8 protein-coding genes and 1 pseudogene are annotated in these 8,031 nt (G+C 67.9%); 1 reads left to right on the forward strand and 8 read right to left on the reverse strand.

The genetic code is table 11. From position 1 onward, the window contains the following. Positions 1-69: 69 nt before the first annotated feature. A complete protein-coding gene (locus GNX71_RS33420; protein ID WP_206176359.1) occupies positions 70-2,055 on the forward strand; it encodes a monovalent cation:proton antiporter family protein in 1,986 nt (661 codons plus the stop codon). Positions 2,056-2,151: 96 nt separating this feature from the next. Here the strand turns inward: GNX71_RS33420 and GNX71_RS33425 are convergent, their stop codons facing one another. The 8 genes and pseudogenes from GNX71_RS33425 to rpmH form a co-directional block, all read right to left on the reverse strand. Continuing rightward, positions 2,152-2,817, reverse strand: coding sequence for a zinc ribbon domain-containing protein (locus GNX71_RS33425; RefSeq protein ID WP_241027118.1), 666 nt, complete (start codon positions 2,815-2,817; stop codon positions 2,152-2,154). Positions 2,818-3,018: 201 nt separating this feature from the next. Further along, positions 3,019-3,090: pseudogene (locus GNX71_RS33785) on the reverse strand (zinc-ribbon domain-containing protein); the annotation flags it as partial. A 92-nt stretch (positions 3,091-3,182) separates the two neighbouring features. Next, complete coding sequence (locus tag GNX71_RS33430; protein WP_206176361.1) at positions 3,183-3,644, reverse strand: cyclic nucleotide-binding domain-containing protein; 462 nt, start codon at positions 3,642-3,644, stop codon at positions 3,183-3,185. 101 nt (positions 3,645-3,745) lie between these two features. Then, the gene (gene mnmE, locus GNX71_RS33435) at positions 3,746-5,155 is read right to left on the reverse strand and encodes a tRNA uridine-5-carboxymethylaminomethyl(34) synthesis GTPase MnmE (RefSeq protein ID WP_206176362.1); all 1,410 of its coding nucleotides are present in this window, start codon (positions 5,153-5,155) and stop codon (positions 3,746-3,748) included. An 86-nt stretch (positions 5,156-5,241) separates the two neighbouring features. Beyond that, positions 5,242-6,933 carry a membrane protein insertase YidC gene (gene yidC / locus GNX71_RS33440; RefSeq protein WP_206176363.1) on the reverse strand — a complete coding sequence of 564 codons (1,692 nt, stop codon included), beginning with the start codon at positions 6,931-6,933 and terminating at the stop codon, positions 5,242-5,244. Beyond that, on the reverse strand, positions 6,930-7,217 hold the full coding sequence (yidD, locus tag GNX71_RS33445; protein WP_206176365.1) for a membrane protein insertion efficiency factor YidD: 288 nt from the start codon (positions 7,215-7,217) through the stop codon (positions 6,930-6,932). The genes yidC and yidD overlap by 4 nt, the downstream gene beginning before the upstream one ends. Beyond that, positions 7,214-7,621 carry a ribonuclease P protein component gene (locus GNX71_RS33450; RefSeq protein WP_206176366.1) on the reverse strand — a complete coding sequence of 136 codons (408 nt, stop codon included), beginning with the start codon at positions 7,619-7,621 and terminating at the stop codon, positions 7,214-7,216. Before GNX71_RS33450 ends, yidD begins: the two co-directional genes overlap by 4 nt. Positions 7,622-7,707: 86 nt before the next feature. Further along, the gene (gene rpmH, locus GNX71_RS33455) at positions 7,708-7,842 is read right to left on the reverse strand and encodes a 50S ribosomal protein L34 (protein WP_007834827.1); all 135 of its coding nucleotides are present in this window, start codon (positions 7,840-7,842) and stop codon (positions 7,708-7,710) included. Positions 7,843-8,031: the final 189 nt, after the last annotated feature.

An 8,031-nucleotide genomic window follows, 5' to 3' on the forward strand; every position in this document is an offset into this window, starting at 1 on the left:
GGCCAGAGTCGATTGGCTGCTTGCCCCGGGGAAGCCCGGGGCACGGACATTGCTCTAGCATCCGCACCCATGTCTTCCTTCGATCTCACGCTGTTGTACCTGCTGGCCGCGGTGATCGGCGTTGTGGTCTGCCGGTCGCTCAAGCTGCCGCCGATGCTGGGGTATCTCTCGGCGGGCGTGCTGATCGGGCCGCATGCGTTCGCATTGGCGCAGAACTCCGAGGGCATCCGGCACCTGGGCGAGTTCGGCGTGGTGTTCCTGATGTTCGTGATCGGGCTCGAATTCAGCCTGCCCAAGCTGCGGGCGATGCGGAAGCACGTGTTCGGGCTCGGCCTCTTGCAGGTGCTGCTGACGATGGCCATCGCCACGGCCGGCGCCCTCATCATCGCCACGCAGCTGCCGCCGGCCTGGCGCCTGGGCTGGCAGACGGCGCTGGCGCTGTCGGGCGCGCTCACCATGAGCAGCACCGCCATCGTGGTCAAGCTGATGGCCGAGCGGCTCGAGCTCGAGAGCGAGCACGGCAAGCGCGTGATGGGCGTGCTGCTGTTCCAGGACCTGGCCGTGGTGCCGCTGCTGGTGCTGATCCCCGCGCTCGGCGCGCCGCCCGAGGCGCTGGCCAAGGCGCTCGGCCTCGCGCTGGTGAAGGCGACCGTCCTGATCGGCCTCCTGCTCTACGGCGGCCCGCGCGTGATGCGCTGGTGGCTCACGCTCGTCGCGCGGCGGCGCAGCGAAGAGCTCTTCATCCTGAACGTGTTGCTGATCACGCTGGGGCTCGCATGGCTCACAGAACTGGCCGGCCTGAGCCTCGCGCTGGGCGCCTTCATCGCCGGCATGCTGGTCTCGGAGACCGAATACAAGCACCAGGTCGAGACCGACATCCGCCCCTTCCACGATGTGCTGCTGGGGCTGTTCTTCATCACGGTGGGCATGTCGCTCGACTGGCACATCGTGGTCGACCGCTGGCTGCTGGTGGCGGTGCTGCTCCTGGTGCCGCTGTTCTTCAAGCTGGCGCTGGTGACGGTGCTCGCGCGGGTGCTGGGCGCGACTTCCGGCGTGTCGCTGCGCACCGGTCTTTATCTTGCGCAAGCCGGCGAATTCGGCTTCGTGCTGCTGACGCTCGCGCAGGAGCGAAGCCTGCTGCCGCCCTGGCTCGCGAATCCGGTGCTGGCCTCGATGGTGCTGTCGATGCTCGCGACGCCATTCATCATCATGTACAGCAACGCCATCGTGCGAAAGCTGGTGGCCAGCGACTGGCTGCAGCAGTCGCTGCAGATGACGAGCATCGCGCGCAAGACCATCAATACCGCCAAGCACGTGATCATCTGCGGCTACGGGCGTTGCGGGCAGAACCTGGCGCGCATCCTGGAGCGCGAGGGCATTCCGTACATGGCGCTCGACCTCGACCCCGACCGCGTACGCCAGGCCGCCGCCGCCGGCGACTCAGTGGTGTTCGGCGACGCGGCGCGGCTGCAGGCGCTGATGGCCGCGGGCCTCGCGCGCGCCAGCGCGGTGGTCGTGACCTACCTCGATGTGCCGGGTGCGATGAAGGTGCTGGCCAACACCCGCGCCCACGCGGCCCACGTGCCGGTGATCGTGCGCACACAGGACGACCACGACCTCGAGAAGCTGCAGGCCGCCGGCGCGACCGAGGTGGTGCCCGAGGCCATCGAAGGTTCGCTGATGCTCGCGAGCCATGCGCTGGCGCTGGTCGGCGTGCCGATGCGGCGCGTGATCCGCGTGGTGCAGGACCAGCGCGACGCGCGCTACAACCTGCTGCGCGGCTACTTCCACGGTGCCGACGACGACAACGCCGACGAGATCGACCACGAGCGGCTCAACAGCTTCACCCTGACCCCCGGCGCCCGCGCCATCGGCCACACCCTGGAGCAGCTGGCGCTGGACACGCTGGGCGTGCGCGTCGCCACGCTGCGCCGCCAGGACGGCCAGGCCCGCGTGCCCACCGGTGAGACCGTGCTGACGGACGGCGACACGCTGGTGCTCTCAGGCAAACCCACCGCCCTGGCCATCGCCATCGACCGCCTTCAAAAGGGTTAAGGGGCCCTTCGGGAAATACCGCGGAACCTGCTTCGCCGGGCCTCAGGTATGTCCCCGGTAGGGGGGACACGAAGTGCCGCGCAGCCTGGGGACGAGCTAATTGACCAGGGTGGGATTGCGCTTTTCTTCGTCGATGCGCTGCTGGCGCCGCACCGCTTCGCACTGCGCATGGGCCTTGAACTCGGGCTTGAGGCACTGCGTCGCCATGCACTGGGCCTTGGCGATGAAGTTGCGGTCGCCGCACAGGGCCTGCGGGTCGGCGGGAGCGGCCGGGGCTGCGGGCGGCGGTGCCGTTGCGACGGCGGGTGCCGGGGCCTCGGGCGCCGCGGCCTGCGGCGTGGCCGTCGCCTGCTTGCGCGGCGGCTTGGCGGCAGGCTTGGGCGCTGCCACCGGCGCGGCAGGGGTGGCCTCCGCTGCAGGCGCCTCGACGGCTGGCGTCTCCGGTGGCGCAGCGGATTCGGCGGGCGGCGGCTCGGCGACTGGCGGTGCGGTAACAGCAGGCGCGGGGGCGGGCACAGCGACGGGCGGCGGCGGGGCCTCGGCCTGCTCGGCAGCCTTGCGCGTGCCATAACCGTACCAGCCAGCGACGACCATCACCACAGCGACCGCCAACAGGCCCAGCCAGAGAACGAGGCCCCGCCGACGCAGCGGCGGTTCGGGGGGCTCGGGCGGCCGGGGCACCTTGACCCGCGAGCGCTTCCGCTCGGACCGTTCGCTGCTGGAGGACGACGACGCGGTCGACTGGCCGGGTGCCAGGATCACGGTTCGCTCATCCCCCGGCGCGGCAGCAGGCGCCCTGCCGAAAAAGCTTCGCGAGGACGGCGCGGGCTCAGGAAGATCGAACAGCGGCGCCGGGATCGTCGGCGCACGCAACTGGGCCGGCGCGGTGGTGGCCCATTCGCGGTCGGCCTGGCTGTCCGGGCTGGGAGGAGGAGGAATCCGGCTCGCCGTGGCGGACAGCGTTGTGCCGCAGCTCTTGCAGAAATTCGCGCTCTCACGGTTTTCCGTGCTGCAGACCGGACAGATCGAGGCCATGGCTTACTTACTGACTACTCTCGGGATCGAAAACAAGAACTTGCTGCGGGTGCGGCCTGCGGATCTGGGCTTGGCTGGGCGCCGAAGACGCCTCAGGTCACCGCCACGCGCTTGGAGCGGTGCGCCATGCGCTTGGCGATCACGGCGCCGAGCGCCATCGCGATCTCCAGCGCCATGTTGGGCTGGCGGTTCGACATTTCCGCAAAGCGGATCGCGGTGAGGCGCCAGACCCGTCCCGCGCCGGTCACGACCACATTGGCCGCATGCGGTTGGCGCGAGAAGAAAGCGCCTTCACCCACCACCGAGCCCGGCGTGAGCACGGCCAGGCGCATCTGTTCCTTGCTGCTGACGCGGTGCACGCTGATGGCGCCGCTCTCCACGAAGAACACCGAGCGGTCGGGCGTGTTCTGCTCGATCAGCACGTCGCCGACGCCGGTGTCGATGGGCTGCAGGTAACCTGCCACCGTGTCCCATTGCTGGATGGTGAACGTCAACGCAAACGCGTCGGTGCTCGTGTTTTCCGCGATGGCGCGGCTCAGGTTCTGGATGGACATTTTTTCTTCGGCCCCCGCATGTGAGTCGAAGTATCCGCGAAGGCCACGAGTTTCGGCTACAAGTGTTTACGTTTCGCCCGGCGACGCGTCGCCATGTGTCGCTATTTCCCGATACAGAAGCGCGAAAAGATAACACCCAGCAGGTCATCGGCGCCGAACTCCCCGGTGATCTCGTTGAGCGCGTTCTGCGCCAGGCGCAGCTCTTCGGCCAAGAGGTCGAGCAACTGGGCCTGTGCCGCGAGGTGGCTGGCGGCCAGCGCGAGGTGCGTTTCGACCCGGCCGAGTGCCTGCACATGGCGCGCCCGCGCGAGGTACACGCCTTCGGGCACGGACTGCCAGCCGGCCATCGCCAGCAACTGATCGCGCAGGGCCTCGATGCCGAGGCCGGTCTTCGCGGACAACGCGATGCCGTGCGCCGGAGAGGCGGTCGGCGCGGCATCCTGCTTGTTCCAGACATCGAGCACCGGCACGCTCGCAGGCAGCTTGCCCTGGAGCCCGCGCAGGATCTCCGCATCGGCGGCGGCGTAGTCCGGCTGGTCGGCGCGTGTCAGGTCGTGCAGGAACAGCACAGCATCGGCGCTCTCGATCTGCCCCCAGGCGCGTGCCACGCCGATCTGCTCGACCTCGTCGCTGCTTTCGCGCAGGCCCGCGGTGTCGGCCACGTGCAGCGGCACGCCGTGGATCTGGATCGTCTGCGAGACCACGTCGCGCGTGGTGCCCGCCACCGCGCTCACGATGGCCAGCTCGGCGCCGGCCAGGGCGTTGAGCAGCGAACTCTTGCCCGCGTTCGGCTGGCCCGCGATGACGACCTTGATGCCTTCGCGCAGCAGGGCGCCCTGCTTGGCGCGCAGCTGCACCCCGGCGAGTTGCGACTGCAGCTTCGTGAGTTGCCCGGCGGCATCGGCTTTCTGCAGGAAGTCGATCTCCTCTTCCGGGAAATCGAGCGTCGCCTCCACCAGCATCCGCAGGTGGATCAGCGCATCGCGCAGCGTGTGGATCTCGCGCGAGAACGCACCCGACAGCGAGCGTCCGGCGCTGCGCGCGGCCGCCTCGGTGCTGGCGTCGATCAGGTCGGCGATGGCCTCGGCCTGGGCCAGGTCGATCTTGCCGTTGAGGAAGGCGCGCTGGCTGAATTCGCCCGGCTCCGCCACGCGCAGGCCGGCAAGGCGCGGGCGCCCGGTGACCGGATCGGCCTCCGCGGCCGCTTCAAGGCAGCGCGCCAGCAGCAGCTGCAGCACGACCGTGCCGCCGTGCGCCTGCAACTCGAGCACGTCCTCACCGGTGAAGGAGTTCGGCGAAGGAAAGTGGATCGCCAGGCCGTGATCCACTGGCTCACCGTCGGCATCCCGGAACGGCAGGTAGGTCGCCTCGCGCGGCTTGAGCGCGCGCCCGCAGACCGCCTCGATCAACGGCGCCAGCCGGGCGCCGGACACCCGCACGATGCCCACCGCTCCGCGTCCCGAGGCGGTGGCGATGGCGACGATGGGATCGGTGGTGCGGGCGAAGGTCATGGCAGGCGCGATTCTTTCAGCAAAAAGGAAAAGGGCCGCAGATGCGGCCCTTTGCGGTGGCGACGAAGCGCCGGTGGGTGGACGGCTTACTTGCCCAGCACGCCCAGCCGCTTGTTGATGAACCACTGCTGCGCGATCGACAGCACGTTGTTCGTGATCCAGTACAGCACCAGGCCGGCCGGGAAGAAGATGAACATCACGCTGAACGCGAGCGGCATGATCCACATCAGCTTGGCCTGCATCGGATCGGGCGGCGTCGGGTTGAGCCAGGTCTGGAAGAGCGACGTGGCCGTCATCACGACCGGCAGGATGTACCAGGGGTCCGGTGCCGAGAGGTCGGTGATCCAGCCGATCCACGGGGCGTGGCGCATTTCGACCGACGACAGCAGCACCCAGTAGAGCGCGATGAACACCGGGATCTGGATCACGATGGGGAAGCAGCCGCCCATCGGGTTGACCTTCTCGGTCTTGTAGATCCGCATCATTTCCTGCTGCATCTCTTGCGGCTTGTCTTTGAGCCGCTCGCGCATTTCCATGATCTTGGGGTTGATGGCCTTCATCTTGGCCATGCTGGCGTAGGCCTTGGCATTGAGCCAGTAGAAGGCCGCCTTCAGCAGCACCACCAGCGCCACGATCGCCCAGCCCCAGTTGCCGATGATCCCGTGCAGCTGGTTCAGCAGCCAGTACAGCGGCTTGGAGATGATCGCGAAGATGCCGTAGTCCTTCACCAGGTCCAGGCCCGGGGCGATGGCTTCGAGCTTCTTTTCTTCTTCAGGGCCGGCGAACAGCGCGCTGTTCACGGTCTGTGTCGTGCCCGGGGCGATCTTCGGCAGCGTGGCCACCATGGCGACGGTGAAGAGGTTGTCGCCCAGGTCCTTCACGCGGAACTCGCGGCGCAGCTGTTCGCTGGCCGGGTCGCCCTTCAGGAGCCACGCCGAGACGAAGTAATGCTGGACCATCGCGATCCAGCCGTCGTTGGCCGGCGGCGGCGGTTCGATCTTGCCCTTGGCGATGTCCTTGAAGTCGAGCTTGTGGAACTTCTTCTCGTTGGTGTACGCGGCGGGACCGGTGAAGGTGTTGGTGCCGAACATGGTGCCTGCGGCCACGGTGCCGTGGCGCAGGAGCTGCATGTAGAGCTGCGCATCGCGCGGCTGGTCGCTCACGTTGGCGATTTCGTGGCGCACGCCGATGGTGTAGTCGCCGCGATGGAACACGTAGGTCTTGGTGTACTTCAGGCCGCCGACGGGGGCGCTCTCAAAGCTCACTTCCAGCGTGTTCTGGCCATCGGCCATTTCGCGCGGACCGGCCTTCACCGTCATCGGCGTCAGGTGGTTGGGGAAGCGGTCACCGGTATCGATCGTGTTCAGCAGGCCCGTCTGCGCCACGTAGCGCGTGGCCGGCGAGCCGTTCTCGAACAGCACGACGCGCTTGGTGCGGTCGGCCTCGTCGTACTTCTGCAGCTCCAGGTGGTTGACCGTGCCGCCTTCGCTGTCGATCGTGGCCTTGAACAGGTCGGTGGTCACGGTGACCTGCTCGCGGGGAGCGGCCGCCGCAGCCTGCGTGGGCACGGCGCCGGCATTGGTGCCGGTGCCGGATGCCGTCGGCACGCCGTTGCTGGCCGCGGACGCGGCGCCAGCCGGGGCGGTGGCCACGGCGGCCGGCTTGCTGGACGGCAGGAAGGTCGGCTTGTTGCCGTTGAAGACCTGCCATTGGTCCCACAGCAACACCAGCGAGAACCCAAAAATCACCCACAGGATCGTGCGGCGGATATCGTTCATGACGAAGACTTCTTGTCGGAGGAGAGAAGAGACGAAAACAGCGAGCCTGACTTGTCAGTGCGACACGGTGATTTCGGTGGAACCGGATCGTGGCCGCCCTCGCACCAGGGCTGGCAGCGCGCGATGCGGTGCAGAGTGAGGTAGGTGCCCTTGAGCGCGCCGTGCACCTCCAGCGCCTCGATCGAATACACCGAGCAGGTCGGTGTGAAGCGGCACGACTGGCCGAGCCAGGGGCTCAGCAGCAGGCGGTAGCCCTTCACGAGGCCGATCAGCAGGCGTTTCATGGGGAGGAGGGGGAAGAAGGCGCCGACGAACGCGCGGCGCGTGCCAGCAACTGCTGGAGTTCGGCGCGCACGGCGCCCTTGAGCTTGTCCGAGGACGCGCTCACGAACTCCTTGCGATCGAAACCCGCCCGCAGCCGCACCACGTGCGCAGCACGGAGCAGGCCGACGTCGGGCGCGGCGCTCACGGTATAGATCTGGCGCTTGATGGCGTTGCGCGTGACCGCGCGGCGCGCCCAGCGCTTGGGCACCATGGCGCCCAGCCAGACATCGTCGGACGCGAACAGCGGCGCTTCGCTCGATGCGAGATCGAGCGCACAGCGATGCAATGCGAAATGAGCAGTGCGCGCCACGGTGGCACCTGCGAGGACGGCCTGGAATTGCGCGCGGGTCTTGAGCCGCTGCATGGAAACCGAGCCTGACACGCCGTGTGCGCTAGCTGAGGGAGCTGGCGCTGGCGGGTCGGCTGCTGGCAACGGCAGGTGGGCTGCCGTCAGACGGCCAGGCGCTTGCGGCCCTTGGCGCGGCGTGCGTTGATGACGGCACGGCCGCCGCGGGTCTTCATGCGGACCAGAAAGCCGTGGGTACGGGCGCGGCGGACTTTGGATGCTTGGTATGTGCGTTTCATGATGGTTCCTGATTCCCTGATTTCCGCATGCGAAAAGCAGCGGGCGCTGGGGAGCGTGTTTCGGATGGCCCCCGAAAGACGCAATGAGGTTTTCAGGGAAACCCGCAATTATCGCAAACATTTGGCCGCGGAACAATCTTCGACTGGATTTGCGGGCTTTTCCCTGCCGTTTCGCGGCCGTCCACAGCG

It is taken from the genome of Variovorax sp. RKNM96, from assembly GCF_017161115.1.
Lineage (GTDB): Bacteria > Pseudomonadota > Gammaproteobacteria > Burkholderiales > Burkholderiaceae_C > Variovorax.

Bases quoted from the DNA above. Each gene is read 5' to 3' on its own strand.
- GNX71_RS33420 (WP_206176359.1), top strand. From the start codon at position 70: ATGTCTTCCTTCGATCTCACGCTGTTGTACCTGCTGGCCGCGGTGATC.
- GNX71_RS33430 (WP_206176361.1), bottom strand. From the start codon at position 3,644: ATGTCCATCCAGAACCTGAGCCGCGCCATCGCGGAAAACACGAGCACC.
- mnmE (WP_206176362.1), bottom strand. From the start codon at position 5,155: ATGACCTTCGCCCGCACCACCGATCCCATCGTCGCCATCGCCACCGCC.
- yidC (WP_206176363.1), bottom strand. From the start codon at position 6,933: ATGAACGATATCCGCCGCACGATCCTGTGGGTGATTTTTGGGTTCTCG.
- yidD (WP_206176365.1), bottom strand. From the start codon at position 7,217: ATGAAACGCCTGCTGATCGGCCTCGTGAAGGGCTACCGCCTGCTGCTG.
- GNX71_RS33450 (WP_206176366.1), bottom strand. From the start codon at position 7,621: ATGCAGCGGCTCAAGACCCGCGCGCAATTCCAGGCCGTCCTCGCAGGT.
- rpmH (WP_007834827.1), bottom strand. From the start codon at position 7,842: ATGAAACGCACATACCAAGCATCCAAAGTCCGCCGCGCCCGTACCCAC.